Here is an 18275-nt window from a genome sequence, read left to right as displayed (position 1 = left end):
ATGGCGCCGCTTAGGGCTGCCCCCGAACGAGCGTCAATTGCACGAAACGCAAGTCCGGTTGCAGCCAGTGCGCTCTTCGCGCCCGTTCAACCCCGCCCGTTCAACCCCGCCCGTTCAGCACCAGCCCGGCACATGGCCATGGCAGGGCGACCAGCCGCCCGGTGCCCGACAGGGTGACATAGGCGGTGCGGCCGTCCGCGCCGCCCCAGCAGATATTGGTGGTGAACGGATCGGGCATGGCGACGAACCGCGCCAGCCCGCCTTCGGGCGCGACGACGGAAATCCCCGCCTCGCCGATCGTCGCCACGCAGACATTGCCGTCGGCATCGACGCCCAGGCTGTCGAACCAGCGATAGCCGCCTGCGCCGTAAAGCAGCTGCCCGCCATGCCCGGCCAGCCCGCCGCCGCGCGCGATCCGCCCCGGCGCTTCGATGTCGAACGCCCAGAGCTTGGCCGTATAGGTTTCCGCGACATAGAGCCGCCGCCCGTCGGGCGACAGGCCGATGCCGTTGGGATTTTCCATCGGGAAGATCACCTCCTCGATATGGCTGCCATCGGCGCGGGCATAGAACACGCCGACCACGTCGCGCGACCGGGCGAAGGTCTTGCCATGATCGGTGAACCAGAAGCCGCCATGGGCGTCGAACACCAGATCGTTCGGCCCGCGCAGCTGCACATCGCCGGCATGGGTGTAGAGCGTCTCGACCGCGCCGGTCGCCGGGTCGATGCGCTGGATCGATCCGCCCGCCCAGTCGGGCGCCGCCCCGTGCGGGATCAGCAGGCCCGATTGTTCGGCCCAGGCAAAGCCGCCATTGTTGCAGCAGTAAAGCATCCCGTCGGGGCCGAGCGCGAGACCATTGGGGCCGCCGCCCGTCTCCGCCACCGGCTCCACCCCGCCATCCGGGCGCACGCGGGTGATGCGGCCGGCGGCGATTTCGGCGAGGATGATGCTGCCATCGGCCATCGCCACCGGCCCTTCGGGAAAGCGCAGCCCCGTGGCCACTTCGCGCAGATCGTCCATTGCCTCTCCTCCGGTTCTTTTTGTCGGGGCAGACGCTAGGCCGCGATGCGGCCGGCGCAAAGGGGGCTTGACCCGACCCGCGCCCCTGGCTCACCCGGAGCCCAGGGCCTGATCGGCCGACAAGACCAGACCGGGAGGATATCATGACCGGACCGCGCACCGGCGGCCGCATTCTCGTCGACAATCTGAGCGCCCAGGGCTGCGACCGGATCTTCACCGTGCCGGGCGAGAGCTTTCTTGCCGTGCTCGACGCGCTTCACGACACGCCGGGCATCGATCTGGTGGTGGCGCGGCAGGAAGGCGGCGTCGCCTTCATGGCGGCGGCGGACGGCAAGCTGACCGGGCGGCCGGGCATCGGCTTTGTCACCCGCGGGCCGGGGGCGACCAACGCCACCATCGGCGTGCATGTGGCGATGCAGGATTCGCTGCCGATGATCCTGTTCGTCGGCGATGTCGCGCGCGGCGACCGCGACCGCGAGGCGTTTCAGGAAGTCGATTTCGGCCAGATGTTCGGGCCGCTCGCCAAAAAGGTGCTGCGGATCGAGGATGCGCGCCGCATCCCCGAATATCTCGCCCGCGCCTATGCGACCGCGATGGCCGGCCGGCCCGGCCCGGTCGTTGTCGTGCTGCCCGAAGACATGCTGTGCGACACGGTCGAGGCGGTGGACCGGCCGCGCGTCGACCGGCCGGGCCAGGCCCCCGATGCACAGGCCATCGCGCGGCTCGCCGACCTGATCGATGCGGCCGAACGCCCGGTCGCGATCATCGGCGGCGCGGACTGGAGCCCCGAGGCCGGCACCGCCTTTGCCGACTGGGCGACGCGGATCGGCCTGCCGGTGGCGGCGGCATTCCGCCGTCAGGATGCGGTGGCCAATGACTGCCCGGTCTGGGCGGGCAATCTGGGCTATGGTCCCAATCCGGCGCTGGTCGCGCGGATCCGCGCCGCCGACCTTCTGATCGTCGTCGGCGCGCGGCTGGGCGAGGCGACGACCGATGGCTATACGCTGATCACCCCCGATCACCCCGGCCAGACGCTGGTGCATGTCCATCCCGATCCGGAGGAGCTGCACAGCGTCTATCGCACCGATCTGGCGATCTGCGCCGACATGGTGGGCTTTGCACGTGCCGCGCCCGCTGCGCGCCACCGGCCCGACGGGGCAGAGGCGCACCGCCAGTGGCGGGACTGGTCGACCCCCGCCCCGCGCGACGGCGTGACGCTCGACCTTGGCCAGTGCGTGGCGGCGATGCGCGATCTGCTGCCGGCCGATACGATCATCTGCAACGGCGCGGGCAATTTCTCCGGCTGGTGGCACCGTTACTGGCCCTATCAGGGCCATGGCACCCAGCTCGCACCGACCGCGGGGGCGATGGGCTATGGCGTGCCCGCCGCCGTGGCGGCGGCGCTGCGCTGCCCGGGGCGGCAGGTCGTCGCGCTGGCGGGGGACGGCGATTTCCTGATGAACGGGCAGGAACTGGCGACCGCGCTGCGCCACCGGCTCGACCTGATGGTGATCGTCGTCGACAATGGCGGCTATGGCACGATCCGCATGCATCAGGAGCGCGAATATCCGCGCCGCGTGTCGGGCACCGAACTGGCCAATCCCGATTTCGCCGCCTTTGCCCGCGCATTTGGCGGCTGGGCCGAACGGGTGGAGCGCACCGCCGATTTCGCCCCCGCCCTTGTCCGCGCCACCGCCGAGCGGGGCGTCCGCCTGCTCCACCTCGTCACCGATATCGAGGTGATCAGCGCGGCAACAACGATCAGCGCGCTGCGCGGCTGAGCGCGGCCTGAAAGGGAGAGCGGGCCGGGCCTGTCAGAGCATCCGCGCTTCAGCGAATGTCCGGACAGGCCGTCACGCCCGCTCGCCCGGTTCATCGTGCAGCCGCCGGCGGATGCGGGCGAGCGCCAGCCACACCAGCGCGACGACGAACGGCGCGAGCACGGCCGAGGCCAGCGCCACATCAAAGCCCGGCCAGAGGTGCGACAGCCCCTTGAGCGGATAGACGAGCAGCGAAAAGGCGTAATAGGAGATGGCGGCGACCGACAGCCCCTCGACCGTCTGCTGCAGACGCAGCTGGGCGAGCGTGCGCCGGTTCATCGATTGCAGCAGATCAGCGTTGATCGCCTGCGTCACCAGCTCGATCCGGGTGTTGAGCATCTGCCCGGCGCGGGCGATGCGGGCGATGACCGCGCGTTCGCGCTGGGCAACGCTCGCACAGGTGCGCATCGCCGGGCCGAGCCGCCGGTCCATGAACTGGCCGATGGTCTGCATCCCCGGGATCGGGCTTTCGCGCAGCGAGGCGATGCGGCCGAGCACGATCTCGTAATAGGCGTCACCCGCGGCAAAGCGGAAATTGGTCGAGGCGCTGAGCGCCTCCATCCGCCCCGACAAGGTGACGAGCCGGGTGAGCAGCGCCCGGTCATCCTCCACCCCCAGATTGTCGGCGATCCGCGCCGCCAGCTCGCCGGCCTCGACCTCGATCTGCTTGACCTGCGCCGCCGCCTGCCCGGCGAGCGGAAAGGCAAGCAGCGCCATCAGCCGATAGGTCTCGATCTCAAGCAGGATCAGCGCCAGCCGCCCGACCAGCACCGGATCATCGTCATGCATGATGACATCGAACCGCGTCATCCCGCGCTGATCGGGCCTGAGATCGGTGAGTAGCGTCGCCGCCCCGTCGAGCAGGCGCGCGCCGATCGATTCATGCCGGTCGAGCGGCTCGCCATGGGCATGGTGGCCGCGCCGGAGCCGCAGGGTGGTGAACACCAGCACCTGGCCGGGAATGGCGGCGATCCAGTCTTCCGGCACGCTGTCGAGGGCGCTATCCATGCCCGCGGCGGGCGGGGCGACGAAGGTCCAGCTCGAAAACTCCGAATGGCGTTCCCAGCGCAGCTGCCATGTCCCGGCGTCGAGCGACCACCAGCGCATCCCCGGATGCGGGGCCTCGCGCCCCAGCTGGCGGCAGAGCGCCGCCATGTGCCGCCAGTCCGCCTCGCCGCCGTCCTGCCCGGACAAAGCGGCGATGCGCGTCACCAGCGCGGGCAGCGCGACCGGGCTGGACGGCCGGGCATGCGCCTCGGCCAGCAGGCGGTCACGATCCTTGTGGAAATCCATCTGACCATCCACCGCCTTGCCTCCCCCAATCGGAACAACAAACAGAACGGCGGAACAGGGGTGCAACGGCACCCGGTCGCTGCGCCGGATCGTCGACCCTCAGCCGTGCAAAGTCAACCGGAGCGCACGCCGCGCCGGCGCCGTTCGCGCCGGGCAAGGTCCCAGAGATGCGCCGGCAACGCACCCGCAAGCGGCAGGGCGATCATCTGCCACTGCGCGCCGACCAGCGCCGCACGCAGCCCGAGCACGAACATCACCCCCGGCAGCACCGCCGCCACCGCCCCGGCCACCGGCCAACGCCGCCACCGCCACAGCCAGACACATTCAAGCGCGAGGACGACAAGGATCGCATCCGCCGCGCGACCGCTGCCGAAATAGGCGGCGGCCAGCCCATCGAGCGCGGGCATCACCCCGCCCATGCCGGCCATCCCGCCATCAGAACGGCCCGTTCAGCCGCACAATCTCCCAGTTGAGCAGCCCGGCGACCGTCACCCACAGCAGATAGGGGACGAGCAGCAGCCCGGCGGCGCGCGAGCGGCGGCCGCAGAACAGGATCAGCGCGGCGATCGATCCCCAGAAGAAGATCAGTTCGATCAGCGCCCAGTCGGGCCGCTGGATGCGGAAAAAGATCAGGCTCCACAGGATGTTCAGAAACCCGTTGAGCGCGAACAGGCCGATCAGGGTTTCGGCGTCGCGGCGCGTGTGAATGACGTTCCACGCCAGCACCGAGGCGATGGCGGCGAGCGCGAAGATTGCCGTCCAGGCAATGCCGTAAACCGGGTCGGGCGGTGCCCAGCCGGGCTGGGCAAGGCTGCGATACCATGGCCCCAGATCGGTGATCGTCATCCCCATCACGGCCACCGCCAGCGCGGCCAGCCCGGCGAGGATGAAAGGCATGATCCAGGGTCGGTTCATCGCGGCACGGGTCGCAATCCCAGCAGATGGGCCATATCCTTGAGGAAGATGCGCAGATGCGCAAGCGGCTTCGCGCGTACCAGCTTCTTGTGCATATAGGCCTGCCAGGTCAGGTGCTGCACATCCGGATCGGCGCAGATCTTGACGAACCGCTCGCGCCGTTTGTCGCTGGAATACCAGAAATATTGCATGATCCCGAGGATCCAGAACACCCGGCCATGTTCGCGCATGAAGCGGCGGCGCGCGCCGGCGAGTGCCGAGGCGCGCCCGGTGGCAAGGAAGCGTTCGGCCGCCTCCGCCCCCATCCGCCCGCAGGCCATGGCGTAATAAATCCCCTCGCCCGAGGCGGGCGCGACGACCCCCGCCGCATCGCCGACGACCAGCACATCGCGGCCATTGTCCCAGCGCTTGAGCGGCTTGAGCGGAATGGGCGCGCCTTCGTGGCGAATGGTGCGGCACTGGTCCAGCCCGGTGCGGGCGCGCAGCCGGGCGACGGATTCGCGCAGGCCAAAGCCCTTGTCGGCACTGCCGACGCCGATGCTCGCCTGCTTGCCGTGCGGAAACACCCAGGAATAGAAATCGGGCGACAGCGATCCTTCATAGATCACATCGGCCCGGCGGGCGGCATAATCCTCGCTGTCCTCGGCCGGGGCCTCGATCACCTCATGATAGGCGAACACGCATTTCACCTGGTCGCCGCCGGGAATGCAGGTCCGGGCAACGGCGGAGCGCGCGCCATCGGCCCCGATCACCAGCCGGGCGCGCAACCGCTCGACCGGGCCGTCGCGCCCGGCGCGCCAGCAGACGAGCGCGGTGCCATCGGCATCGCGCTCGACCGCGACGAACTGGCCGGTGACACGTTCGGCCCCGGCGGCGGCGGCGCGCTCGCGCAGCCATTCGTCGAAATGCTCGCGGTCGACCATGCCGACAAAGCCGTCGCCGACCGGCATGTCGACCGATTTATGGGTGGGCGAGATCATCCGCGCCGCCTTCACGCGCGCGACGATCAGCGCATCGGGAATATCGAAATCGGCGATCAGCCGGGGCGGGATCGCCCCGCCGCACGGCTTGATCCGTCCCGCCCGGTCGAGCAGCGCGACACGCCGCCCCGACGCCGCCAGATCGGTCGCCACGGTCGCCCCCGACGGACCACCGCCCACCACCACCACGTCATAGGTCGTCGTCATCGCCGGTCCCTCCCTGTCAGCCCCATCATCAGGCCGTCGCCATCCGCCCGGCCGGCCGCGCGCGCGCGACCCGCATGGCAAGCACTGCCGCTGCGACGAACAGCAATGCCTCGACCGCAAACACCATCTGGAACGCCGGCGCCGCACCGCCGGGGCGCATCCGCAGCAGATCGACGCCGACCGCGCCGATCAGCCCGCCCAGCCCGAACGCAATCGCCTGCGCCGCGCCCCACACGCCCATTTTCAGTCCGGACTGGCGGCCGCCATCGGCCCCTGCCAGCCCCATCATCGCGCCGATCGCCGCCACCGCGAACACGCCGTTGCAAAAGCCGAGCGCAACCACATTGGCGACCACCGGCCAGCCCGCGGCATCAAGCGGCGCGACCGCCAGCCCGGCCAGCGCCAGCGCGGAGCCGGCGCAGCCGCCGACGATCCAGCGTTCCAGCTCTGCCGGGCGTCGCCCGCCAAAGGCACTGCCCATCAACCCGGCAAGGATCATCCCGGCCAGCACGCCGCCATGCTGCGCCCCCGACAGGCGCGTCGTATCCCCCGGTGCCATGCCGAACACCAGCCCGGCATAGGGTTCGAGGATCAGATCCTGCATGTTGTAGGCGAGCATCGACAGGAACACGAACAGGGTGAAGCGCCGCGCCTCCCGCTCGCCCAGGATCATCCCGATCGCTGCGCCAAAGCCGGGCAGCGGCCCGTCGCGGCGCTGCAGCCGGGCGGCGGGATTGGCGTGCCGCGCCTCCAGCCCGGCGAGCGCGACCAGCGTCAGCACGAACGCGATCAGCACCACGCCCGAGGCGACAAGCGCGAGGCGCGGCATCGAAAACGGCTTGAGCAGCGTACCGGCAATGCCCGCCGACAGCGCAATGCCCGCGACCATCATGATCCAGGTGAGCGCGGCCGCACCCGCGCGCCGCTCGGCCGGGACGAGGTTGGCGAGCATCGCCAGCAGCGACGTGCCGGACGCGCCGACCCCCGCCCCGATCATCAGATAGGCGAAAATCGCGAGCGCAAAGCCCTGCCCGCGCGCCCCGGCGGCGAGCAGATAGACGGCATCGACCGCCGCCAGCACGCCAAAGGCGAGCACCGCCATGCCGGCGACGATCCAGGTCGACCGCCGGCCTCCCTTGTCGGAGCCATGGCCCCAGAGCGGGCGCGACAGCTGCACCGCATAATGCATCGCGACCAGCCCCGCCGGCACCGCGGCGGCGAGCCCGATTTCCACCACCATCACCCGGTTGAGCAGCGACGTGCACAGCATCACCATCGCGCCGATCGCGGCCTGCACCAGGCCCAGCCGCGCGATCACACCCCAGCCGATTGTCGCCGTCATATCCCTCCCCCTCCGGCCGCGGATCCAAGACCGATCGCCGCCGCCAGCATGCCGAGCACGTAAAGCGTCGTGCCGGTCGCATTGTACCAGGGCGCAAACCGCGCCGGATCGCGCAGCAGCCGCGCCATCAGCGCGATCTGCACGGCAAGCGACGCCGCCACGGCGAGCGCCGACAGTTCCAGCCCCCAGCGATGGAGCAGCCCCGCCACGATGAACTGGGGCACCGCCATCACCACACAGGCAACCCGCGCCGCCCGCGCGGTGCCGAGAATGACGGGCAGCGAGCGCACGCCCATCAGCACATCGCCCTTCTCCGCCTTGAAATCATTGAGCGTCATGATGCCGTGCGCCCCGGCGCTGTAGAGCAGGATGACCGCAAGTGCGGGCGCGGGCGGCAGCGCGGCGGCCATGATCGCCGCCCCGGTGAACCAGCTCAACCCCTCATAGGTGAGCGCGACAATGCCCGGCCCCCACCAGCCGCTCATCTTCAGCCGCAGTGGCGGCGCGCTGTAGATCCATGCGCAGATCAGGCCGACAATGGTGGCGGCAAACACCCACCGGCCCATGCCGGCGGCGAGCAGCATCGACAGCATCGTGCCGATGATCGCGATATACAGCCCCCAGCGCCCGGGAATGCGCCCCGACGGGATCGGCCGATCGGGCTCGTTGATCGCATCGACATGGCGGTCGAACCAGTCATTGACCGCCTGCGACGTGCCGCACACCATCGGCCCGGTCAGGATCACGCCCAGCACCAGCACGAACCAGCGCTCGCCCAGCGGCACGCCCGATGAGACGACCCCGCACATGAACGCCCACATCGGCGGAAACCAGGTGATCGGCTTCAGCAGCCGAAGCACATCGGCGGGTGCCGGCAGCCCGGTCGCGCGCGGAGCAGTCACGGAACGAGTCATGCCCGTATGCTATGATTGACACATCAAAGCGTCAACCTAACTTGACGCTTTCGGCCGGGGAAATCAGCGCGGCGGACGATTTTCGACGTGATCGATGCGCTGGAAGCTGCCGGCGACCGGCCGTTTCATGAAATCGAGGCACCAAATCGGATACCGGGCATCGACCTGCCCCCGGCTCGCCCCTGCCAGCCGCTGGTCACCCGCGCGATAACCGCCGCGACATCATGTCAGTCGTCGAGCTGTTCCAGCCCGACCAGCCCGTGGCGGTGCAGCTTTGAATAGAGGCTCTGCCGGCTCAGGCCCAGAATCTCGGCCGCCGAAGCGCGGTTGTTGGACGTGTAGACGAGCGCCGCCTCGATGCACTGGCGCTCGATCAGATCGGTCGATTCGCGGACGATATCCTTGAGCGGCATCCGCCCGATCAGCTCGGTCAGCTGTTCCACCGACCGCGGCATCCCACGTTCGGCCGGCGGCAGATCGCGCAGCCGCCGCGCGACCACGCGGAGCGTGAAGCCATAGCGATCGGGCGAGATGCGGGCCGCCGACACCTCGACCTCGTCGCGCCCGCCGAGCAGACCGCGCACAATCGTGGCGACATTGCGCGCCACCCCATGTTCGGCCAGCTGTGCCATGATGAGGTCAAGGTCGATCCCCGGCCGGCCGAGCACATCGCCGAGCGCGCGACCGCGCAGCTGTTCTTCGCTTGCCGCCTGCACGATCTCGACCATCGCCGGATTGGCGGCGACAATCGCCAGCGACCGGTCGACAATCACGAACGCATCGGGCATCGCAGCCACGGCCTGGGCAAAGCCATCGCCTGCGACCGGTGCGGACATGTCCGGCGCGCCCAGCCTGACGAGCAGATACCCGGTCCCGGCCTGCCGATAAACGCGTGCCGACAGGCTGACCGCGGCGTCGCCGCCCAGCCGGACCCGAATCGGCGCCATGTCGACACCGGCGGCAACTGCGCCGAAAAACGCGATCGCCGGCTCCCGGTCGCCTGCTTCCAGCCGGTCGATCAGGGACTGGCCGGGCAGCTGCCCTTCACCGAGCAAAGCGACGGCCGCGGCATTGGCCTCGCGGATCCGGCGGCTGTCGGCCTCCAGGATCAGCATCGGCTCGGCGGTCATGTCGAACAGCAGCCGGTAGCGGGCCTCGGCCTGACGCATCGCCAGATAGTCGCGCTCAAGCGACTGCTGCACCTGCAACAGGCGCTGCTGCAGCACCGCCCCGGCACGCTCGTCACGGCCGATGGCGACACGCAGCCCGTCCACCCCCAGCGGCATCACAAGATAGCGGACGGGAAAATCGCCGCTGTCGCCGAGCTGGGTCACCTGCCGCCAGCGCCCGCCCGGCTCGCCGGACAACATGTCCTCGATCTTGGGGCGACTGTCGGGCGTGACGGTGTCGATCCAGCGGCGGCCAAGCTGGTTTTGCAGGCCCCGCAGACTGCTGGGCGTGCCCGCAACGTCGACGATCTGCCCGCCGTCATCGATCATCAACGCGACATCGCCCACGGACGCCAGCAACGCCGCCATCTGTTCCACCGGAGCACCGGCAAGCCAGCTGGAGGCGGCGGCGAATGGCAGCCGCGGCTCGGTCAGGTCGGGTTTGTCATTCATGACGGGCGCGGCTCACGCCGGAGCCGCCAGCCGCACCGCATCCACCAGATGTTCGCCAACCTTCACGGCCGCGATCGCATCATCCGCCATGGCGTCGGCCCCCAGCTGCGCGAACAGGCCGGGGTTTCGGGTGAGGACTGGCCCACCAACCATGATACGGACATTCGGATTCATCGAGACGCTGCGCACTGCACGGATCAGAGACTGGGCAGGCTCGATATGGCTATCATTAGCGACCGTCAATCCAACCAGATCAAGATATGCGCCGGCAATCGCCGACAAAATCTCGCCACGGCTTGCAGCGACCAGCAATTCGGCCTGCCACCCGGCCAGTGCGAAGCATTCATGCACCATCGCCGCGCCGAAACTGTGCACATCCTCGGGCAAGAGAGTGAACAGCGCCGTGCGCGGCAGCGATGCCAATGGCGCGCGCGGCGCGTGACCGCCGATTTCGCGCAGCACCTCCTGCAGCCGCCACAGGCCCATCGTCACTTCGATGAAGTCGAGGCGGTCATCCTCCCACAAATCGCCGAGCCGGCGCGCCACCGGCGCCAGAAGATCGACGAACAGTGCCGGGGCCGAAATGCCCGCACGGATCAGATCGTCGATCTCGCGCAGCAGATCGTGCGCCTGACCATCTATGGCGATGCGGGCGAGCCGGTCGATCCGCCACGCGGAGATCGCGGGCGGACCGGCAAGCGATGCAGCGAGAGACGCTGACGACCGACCTGGCCTGTGCGCACCAAGAACAATGGATGCATCGGAACCGACACGACCCAGTTTCTGTTCAATACTGTTTTCGTTGTGCGAGGATTGGATGGCCGGGGTGAGTCCCGATTGACTGCCGCCCAATCCGATCACGGTAGCCATTCCCCCCCACTCCTTCGTCGAGCGGTCGGCGCATCATGGCGTCGGCCCCTGGTGAACGGCCCCGCGACCCGGGCCGTCGGCGCTTATATCTTATGCCGCGCACGCTATTCCGTTTCCGATGCAATGACAATGGCGATTCTTACCGGCTGTCTATCTTTCTGGACGTCAACATAGATTGACATTGATGCGGTGGCGGGCGTAGCCTCCGGGTCGGAGGGGAGATGCGAAGCGTGCCGAACGACAATCGCATTCCGGATAGGATGCCGGACACCGGGCCGAAGATGCGGGCGCACAGCGCACCGGACGGTCACCGCACCGCCACGGACCGCTCCATGAGCCATCCGGCAAATCGCAACGCAGTCGCGGGCCGTGTGCCCCGCCCGCTTTACACGCCGGAACAGCGCGCCCGCCGCGATGCGACGGTGTGGACGCTCGTCCAGGGCATTCTCGCCCCCGTCCAGTTTCTCGTCTTTCTGGTCAGCCTCGCGCTTGTCGGCCGTTTCCTGCTGACCGGCGACGGGCAGTTCGCGGCCGACGCCTCGGTCGTCGCCAAGACGCTGACTCTCTACACGATCATGGTCACCGGCGCGGTCTGGGAAAAGGTCGTGTTCGGCAAATATCTGTTTGCAGACGCGTTTTTCTGGGAAGACGCGGTCAGCATGATCGTGATCGCGCTCCACACCGCCTATATGGCGATGCTGGTCGCTGATCTGGGCACGGTTGGCGAACGCATGTTCGTGGCGCTTGCCGCCTATGCGACCTATGTCGTCAATGCTGGCCAGTTCGTCTGGAAACTGCGCATGGCGCGGTTGCAGGGCGACCGTGCGCAGCCCGCCGGGCTGGCAACGGCATGACCGGCCCTGTCGCCCTCGCCGCGTCGCCGCTGCCGATGCCGATGCCGGAGATCCGGCGCGAACGCGGCCAGCGTGAAGTGTTTTGCGGGCTGACCGGGATCGTCTGGCTGCACCGCAAAATGCCCGACGCTTTCTTCCTCGTCGTCGGATCGCGCACCTGCGCCCATCTGCTGCAATCGGCGGCAGGGGTGATGATCTTTGCCGAGCCGCGCTTTGCGACCGCGATCATCGAGGAACGCGATCTGGCCGGCATGGCCGATCTCGATGCCGAGCTGGACCGGGTGGTCACCCGGCTGCTCGACCGGCGGCCCGATGTGCGCGTGCTGTTCCTTGTCGGCTCCTGCCCGTCGGAAGTCATCAAGCTCGATCTGCCGCGCGCCGCGCGCCGGCTGGGCGCGGGCCGGCCGGGGGTCAACATCCTCAGCTATTCGGGCAGCGGGATCGAAACGACCTTTACCGAGGGCGAGGATGCCTGCCTCGCCGCGCTGGTGCCGGAAGCCCCGCAGGGCGCGGCCGATGCGGTGCCCGAACTGCTGATCGTCGGCGCGCTGCCCGATATCGTCGAAGACCAGTTCGCCCGGCTGTTTGCCGATATGGGCATCGATCGGGTCCGTTTCTTTCCCGGCCGCGTCGCCCATGATCTGCCCGCAATCGGCCCGGCCACCCGCTTTCTGCTCGCCCAGCCTTTCCTTGGCGACACCGCCCGTGCGCTTACCGCGCGCGGAGCCGAGCGGCTGGCCGCGCCCTTCCCGTTCGGCGCGGAAGGCACGACCGCCTGGGCCGAGGCGGCGGCCAATGCCTTTGGCGTCGATCCGATGCGTTTCCGTCAGGCGGTCGCGCCCGGCCGCGAACGCGCCAAGCGCGCCATTGCCCGCCATGCCGAGCGTCTGGCCGGCCAGACGATCTTCTTCATGCCCGATTCGCAGCTGGAGGTGCCGCTGGCGCGCTTTCTGGCGGCCGAATGCGGGATGCGGCCGGTCGAGGTCTGCACCCCCTATCTCCATGCCCGCCATCTGGCCGAAGAACTGGCGCTGCTGCCCCCCGGCACCCCGCTGACCGAAGGGCAGGATGTCGATGCGCAGCTCGACCGGGTGCGCGCGCTGCGCCCCGACATCACCGTGTGCGGCCTCGGCCTTGCCAATCCGCTGGAGGCGGAGGGGCTGACGACGAAATGGGCGATCGAACTGGTGTTCACGCCCGTCCATGGCTTCGACCAGGCAGGCGACCTGGCCGAGCTGTTCACCCGGCCGCTCCGGCGGCGTGACGTGCTGAGGGTCTGATGCAGCTGGCGGTCTGGACATATGAAGGCCCGCCCCATGTCGGGGCAATGCGCGTCGCGACCGCGATGACCGATGTGCATTATGTGCTGCACGCGCCGCAGGGCGACACCTATGCCGATCTGCTGTTCACGATGATCGAGCGGCGCGGCCAGCGCCCGCCAGTCACCTACACGACCTTCCAGGCCCGCGATCTCGGCAAGGACACGGCCGAGCTGTTCAAGAACGCCGCGCGCGACGCGCATGACCGGTTCCGCCCCGGCGCGATGCTGGTCGGCTCCAGCTGCACCGCCGAACTGATTCAGGACGATCCGGGCGGTCTGGCCGAAGCGCTGGCCCTGCCGGTGCCGGTCGTCGCGCTCGAACTGCCCAGCTATCAGCGCAAGGAACATTGGGGGGCGGCAGAGACATTCTACCGGCTGGTCCGCGCGCTCAGCCCGGCGCAGCGCCCGCTGCGCCCCGAAGGCGGGCCGCGCGTCAATCTGCTCGGCCCCTGCGCGCTCGGCTTCCGCCACCGCGACGATGTGGCGGAAATCAGCCGGCTGCTCGCGCTGATGGGCATTGGCGTCAACGTCACCGCACCGCTCGGCGCTTCGGCGGCCGACATCGCCCGGCTGGGCGAGGCGGATTTCAACATCCTGCTCTATCCCGAAATCGGCGACGAGGCGGCACGCTGGCTCGAGCGCGCCTATCGGATGCCGGTCGTGCGCACGGTGCCGATCGGCGTGCAGGCGACGCGCGCCTTTATCGAGGAAGTGGCGCTGCTCGCCGGGGTCGATCCGGCCCCCGCACTGGCCGAGGGCGGGCGGATGGCGTGGTGGAGCCGCTCGGTCGACTCGACCTATCTGACCGCCAAGCGGGTGTTCATCTTCGGCGACGCCACCCATGCGGTTGCCGCCGCCCGGATCGCGACCGAGGAGCTGGGCTTCGAGGTCGTCGGGCTTGGCTGCTACAATCGCGAGTTCGCCCGCGATGTGCGCGAGGCCGCGGCGAAGCTGGGCATCGAGCCGCTGATCACCGACGATCATCTGGCGGTCGAGGACGAGATCGTCCGGCTCCAGCCCGAGCTGGTGCTCGGCACGCAGATGGAACGGCATATCGCCAAAAGGCTGCGCATCCCCTGCGCGGTCATCTCGGCCCCCGTCCATGTTCAGGATTTCCCGGCCCGGCACAGCCCGCAAATGGGCTTTGAAGGTGCCAATGTGATCTTCGACACCTGGGTCCATCCGCTGGTCATGGGGCTGGAGGAACATCTGCTGGCGATGTTCCGCGACGATCCCGAGTTCCATGACGGCGCGGGGGCAAGCCACCTCTCCCATGGCGGTCCGGCGGCAAGCGCGGGCCGCGCAGACCAGAGCGACGAAACCGCGCCCCACGGCGATATGCCCGACGGCGATGCGCCCGACGGCACTGTCGGCGTGATGACCGCCGCCCCGGCAGCGGCCGCCTCGACCTCCGCCGCCGGCTGGACCGCCGAGGCCGAGGCCGAGCTGCGCAAGATCCCGTTTTTCGTCCGCGGCAAGGCGCGGCGCAACACCGAGGCGTTCGCCGCCGCTGCCGGGCTGGCGGAGATCGGCCTGTCGACCCTTTACGACGCAAAGGCGCATTATGGACGGTGAGGCTGCACCCCGGTCCGCCATGCCGGCGGTCAACATGGTGATCGTGACGCTCGACACCCATCTCGCGGGCGCGGTCGAACGCGCCACCCCGGCGCTTGCGGCCGCGGGCATCCGCGTCGCCTTCCACGCCGCGTCGGAATGGGACCGCGATCCGGGCGCGCTCGACCGCTGCCGCGCGGACATTGCCGGCGGCGACATCATCCTCGCGACCATGCTGTTCCTGGAAGACCATATCCAGGCGGTGCTGCCCGCGCTCGAGGCGCGGCGCGACAGCTGCGATGCGATCGTCGGGCTGATGTCGGGCAGCGAGATCGTCAAGCTGACGCGGATGGGCAGCTATGAGATGCGCAAGCCCGCATCGGGCGTCATGGCGCTGCTCAAAAAGCTCAAGCCTGCCGGCAAGCCCGGCAGCGACAGCGGCGACAAGCAGATGAAGACGCTGCGCCGCCTGCCGCAGATCCTGAAGTTCATCCCCGGCACCGCCCAGGATGTGCGCGCCTATTTTCTGACGCTGCAATATTGGCTGGCCGGATCCGACGACAATGTCGTCGCGATGATCCGCGCGCTCGTCGACCGCTATGCCGATGGCCCGCGCCGGGCGCTGCGCGGGCGAACGCCGGCGGCTGCCCCGGTCGAATATCCGGACGTCGGCCTGTATCACCCCGCCCTGCCTAGCCGCATTGCCGAGCGGCTGGAGGACCTGCCGGCGCGGGTCGCGTCGCCTGTCGGCACGGTCGGCCTGCTGATGCTGCGCAGCTATATCCTCGCCCGCGACGCGCGCCATTATGACGGGGTGATCTCCGCGCTCGAGGCGCGCGGGCTGACGGTGATCCCGGCCTTTGCCAGCGGGCTGGACGGCCGCCCGGCGATCAACCATTTCTTCATGGACGGGCAGTCCCCGCGGGTCGATGCGGTCATCAACCTGACCGGTTTCTCGCTGGTCGGCGGCCCGGCCTATAACGATGCCGGCGCGGCGGCGACCGCGCTTGCCCGGCTCGACGTGCCCTATGTCAGCGCGCATCCGGCCGAGTTCCAGACGCTTGAGCAGTGGAAAGCGAACCCGATGGGGCTGCTGCCGCTCGAAGCGACGCTGATGGTCGCGATCCCCGAGCTTGATGGCGGCATCCTGCCGGCCACCTTTGGCGGCCGTGCGGCGGGTGGCGAGGGCAGCGGGCGCACGATGCAGAGCGACCCCGAACGCGCCTCGGCGCTTGCCGACAAGGTCGCCCGGCTGGTCGCGCTGCGCCGCGCGCCGCGTGCCGACCGGCGGGTTGCGATCGTGCTGTTCAACTTTCCGCCCAATGCCGGCGCGGCGGGCACCGCCGCCTATCTGGCGGTGTGGGAATCGGTGCACCGGACGCTCGTCCGCCTGCGTGACGAGGGCTATGACGTCACCCCGCCCGAAAGCGTCGATGCGCTGCGCGCCGCGGTGATGGAGGGCAATGCCGCAATGTTCGGCGCGGATGCCAATATCCATGCGCGGATCAGCCCCGACGATCATGTCCGCACCGAGCCGCATCTGGCGCAGATCGAGGCGCAATGGGGCCCCTCCCCCGGCCGGATCCAGGCCGATCCGGGCGGCATCCACATCATGGGCGAGCGGTTCGGCAAGGTGTTTGTCGGGTTGCAGCCGGCCATGGGCTGGGAAGGCGATCCGATGCGCCTGATGTTCGAAGGCGGCCTGGCCCCCACCCATGCGTTTTCAGCCTTTTACCGCTGGCTGCGCACTGGTTTTGGCGCGCATGCGGTGCTGCATTTCGGCACCCATGGCGCGCTTGAGTTCATGCCCGGCAAGCAGAGCGGGATGGGCCCGGACTGCTGGCCCGAACGGCTGATCGGCAACCTGCCAAACTTCTACCTCTATGCCGCGAACAACCCGTCCGAGGGGCTGATCGCCAAGCGCCGTTCCGGCGCGACGCTGATTTCCTATCTGACGCCGCCGCTCAGCCAGGCCGGGCTTTACAAGGGCCTGGGCGAGCTGCGGTCGCTGGTCGATCGCTGGCGCGCGGGCGAGCTGGGGGCCGAGGAACAGGCCGATCTGGCGCAGATGATCCGCGATCAGGCCGAGACGATGGATCTGAACGCGACCGATATCGACCGGCTGTCGGCCAAGCTCTACGAGATCGAGGAATCGCTGATCCCCGAAGGGCTGCACGTGCTCGGCACCACGGCTGAGGGTGAGGCGCGCACGCGCTTCCTCGACGCCTTCCCGGCTGAGGACCGCGCGCGTGTCGACCAGCTGCTCGCCGACAATGACGAGATGGGCGGGCTGATCCGCGCGCTCGATGCGCGGTTCATGCCGCCGGCACCGGGCGGCGACCTGATCCGCAACCCCGATGTGCTGCCGACCGGGCGCAACCTGCACGGCTTCGATCCGTTCCGCATCCCCAATGGCTTTGCCGTCGAACAGGGGCGCAAGGCCGTCGACCGGCTGATCGAGGGCCATGTCGATCGCGGCGGCGCCTATCCCGAAAGCATCGCCATGGTGCTGTGGGGCAGCGACAATATGAAGAGCGAGGGCGCGCAGATCGCCCAGGCGCTCGCGCTCTACGGTGCCCGCCCGCGCTTTGACGGCTATGGCCGGCTGGTCGGCGCGGAGCTGATCCCGCTCGACGAGCTGGGCCGGCCGCGGATCGATGTCGTCATCACTTTGTCGGGCATTTTCCGCGACCTGCTGCCGCTCCAGACGCGGATGCTGGCCGAGGCGGCCTGGCTGGCGGCGACCGCCGACGAGCCCGAGCATCTGAACTTCGTGCGCAAGCACAGCCTGGCCCAGGCCGCCGAACTCGGCATCGACATGGAGGAAGCCGCGCTGCGCGTGTTTTCCAACCAGGAAGGTGCCTATGGCGCGAACGTCAACCAGCTGATCGATGGCGGCGTGTGGAGCGACCCGGACGAGCTGGCCGACACCTTCGAGAAGCGCAAGGGCTTCGCCTATGGCCGCAGCGGCGCGCCGGTGCGCAAGGCGGCGTTGTTCAAGGCGGCACTGTCGCGGGTCGACCTGACCTATCAGAATCTCGACTCGGTCGAGCTGGGCGTCACCGATCTCGACCAATATGTCGACATGCTGGGCGGCATGGCGCGTTCGGTCAGCCGCGCGCGCGGTGGCGAGGCAGCCCCGGTCTATATCGTCGATGCGACCACCGGCTCGGCCAAGGTTCGCACGCTTGACGAGCAGGTCGAGCTGGAAACCCGCACCCGCACGCTCAACCCGCGCTGGTATGAAGGCCAGCTGCGCCACGGCTTTGAAGGCGTGAAGAACATCGAGGCGCATGTCACCACGACGCTCGGCTGGTCGGCGACCACCGGCAAGGTCGCGCCCTGGATCTACCAGCGGATCAGCGAGACCTTCATGCTCGATCCCGAAATGCGCGCCCGGCTGGTGGCGCTCAACCCCAAGGCGTCGGCGCGCGTTGCCGAACGGCTGCTCGAGGCGTCGGACCGCCAATATTGGACGCCCGACGCCGAAACCCTCGCCGCCCTGCGCGCGGCCAGCGACGACATTGAAGACAGGCTCGAAGGCCTGATCGCAGCGGAGTAG

The 18275-nt window shown here is 69.0% G+C and carries 14 protein-coding genes; 5 read left to right on the top strand and 9 right to left on the bottom strand.

Annotated elements, in window-relative coordinates:
• Positions 1-100 precede the first annotated feature (100 nt).
• Positions 101-1021, bottom strand: a complete 921-nt coding sequence (locus OPU66_RS09650; RefSeq protein ID WP_498553416.1) for an SMP-30/gluconolactonase/LRE family protein — start codon at positions 1019-1021, stop codon at positions 101-103.
• A 143-nt stretch (positions 1022-1164) separates the two neighbouring features.
• Here OPU66_RS09650 and OPU66_RS09645 point away from each other — a divergent pair, with 143 nt between their 5' ends.
• Positions 1165-2802 carry a thiamine pyrophosphate-binding protein gene (locus OPU66_RS09645; protein WP_498553415.1) on the top strand — a complete coding sequence of 546 codons (1638 nt, stop codon included), beginning with the start codon at positions 1165-1167 and terminating at the stop codon, positions 2800-2802.
• 72 nt (positions 2803-2874) lie between these two features.
• Here OPU66_RS09645 and OPU66_RS09640 read toward each other — a convergent pair whose 3' ends face one another.
• The 8 genes from OPU66_RS09640 to OPU66_RS09605 form a co-directional block, all read right to left on the bottom strand.
• On the bottom strand, positions 2875-4146 hold the full coding sequence (locus OPU66_RS09640; RefSeq protein WP_498553414.1) for a DUF3422 family protein: 1272 nt from the start codon (positions 4144-4146) through the stop codon (positions 2875-2877).
• Positions 4147-4247: 101 nt separating this feature from the next.
• Positions 4248-4562 carry a hypothetical protein gene (locus OPU66_RS09635; RefSeq protein WP_498553413.1) on the bottom strand — a complete coding sequence of 105 codons (315 nt, stop codon included), beginning with the start codon at positions 4560-4562 and terminating at the stop codon, positions 4248-4250.
• Positions 4563-4569: 7 nt separating this feature from the next.
• Positions 4570-5031: a TspO/MBR family protein gene (locus OPU66_RS09630; protein ID WP_498553412.1), complete on the bottom strand. Its 462-nt coding sequence runs from the start codon at positions 5029-5031 to the stop codon at positions 4570-4572.
• Between the two features lie 14 nt (positions 5032-5045).
• On the bottom strand, positions 5046-6236 hold the full coding sequence (locus tag OPU66_RS09625; RefSeq protein WP_498553411.1) for a geranylgeranyl diphosphate reductase: 1191 nt from the start codon (positions 6234-6236) through the stop codon (positions 5046-5048).
• Between the two features lie 28 nt (positions 6237-6264).
• Positions 6265-7578, bottom strand: a complete 1314-nt coding sequence (locus tag OPU66_RS09620; protein WP_498553410.1) for a BCD family MFS transporter — start codon at positions 7576-7578, stop codon at positions 6265-6267.
• Positions 7575-8492: a chlorophyll synthase ChlG gene (gene chlG, locus OPU66_RS09615; RefSeq protein WP_498553409.1), complete on the bottom strand. Its 918-nt coding sequence runs from the start codon at positions 8490-8492 to the stop codon at positions 7575-7577. Before chlG ends, OPU66_RS09620 begins: the two co-directional genes overlap by 4 nt.
• A 227-nt stretch (positions 8493-8719) precedes the next feature.
• Complete coding sequence (gene ppsR, locus OPU66_RS09610; RefSeq protein ID WP_498553408.1) at positions 8720-10114, bottom strand: transcriptional regulator PpsR; 1395 nt, start codon at positions 10112-10114, stop codon at positions 8720-8722.
• A gap of 12 nt (positions 10115-10126) precedes the next feature.
• Positions 10127-10984, bottom strand: a complete 858-nt coding sequence (locus OPU66_RS09605; RefSeq protein ID WP_498553407.1) for a cobalamin B12-binding domain-containing protein — start codon at positions 10982-10984, stop codon at positions 10127-10129.
• A 332-nt stretch (positions 10985-11316) separates the two neighbouring features.
• Here OPU66_RS09605 and bchF point away from each other — a divergent pair, with 332 nt between their 5' ends.
• From bchF to OPU66_RS09585, 4 genes are read left to right on the top strand one after another with little or no spacing between them, the layout of a single operon-like run.
• Complete coding sequence (gene bchF, locus OPU66_RS09600) at positions 11317-11838, top strand: 2-vinyl bacteriochlorophyllide hydratase (protein WP_498553406.1); 522 nt, start codon at positions 11317-11319, stop codon at positions 11836-11838.
• Positions 11835-13118 (top strand): ferredoxin:protochlorophyllide reductase (ATP-dependent) subunit N, encoded by a 1284-nt coding sequence (locus tag OPU66_RS09595; RefSeq protein ID WP_498553405.1) that lies wholly within the window; start codon positions 11835-11837, stop codon positions 13116-13118. Before bchF ends, OPU66_RS09595 begins: the two co-directional genes overlap by 4 nt.
• Positions 13118-14734, top strand: a complete 1617-nt coding sequence (gene bchB, locus OPU66_RS09590) for a ferredoxin:protochlorophyllide reductase (ATP-dependent) subunit B (protein WP_498553404.1) — start codon at positions 13118-13120, stop codon at positions 14732-14734. The genes OPU66_RS09595 and bchB overlap by 1 nt, the downstream gene beginning before the upstream one ends.
• Positions 14724-18275: a cobaltochelatase subunit CobN gene (locus OPU66_RS09585; protein ID WP_498553403.1), complete on the top strand. Its 3552-nt coding sequence runs from the start codon at positions 14724-14726 to the stop codon at positions 18273-18275. Before bchB ends, OPU66_RS09585 begins: the two co-directional genes overlap by 11 nt.

The organism is Sphingomonas sp. URJC2, assembly GCF_059803575.1.
The sequence above is the reverse complement of the archived record's forward strand: the minus strand, read 5'-3'. Positions and strand labels throughout refer to the sequence as shown.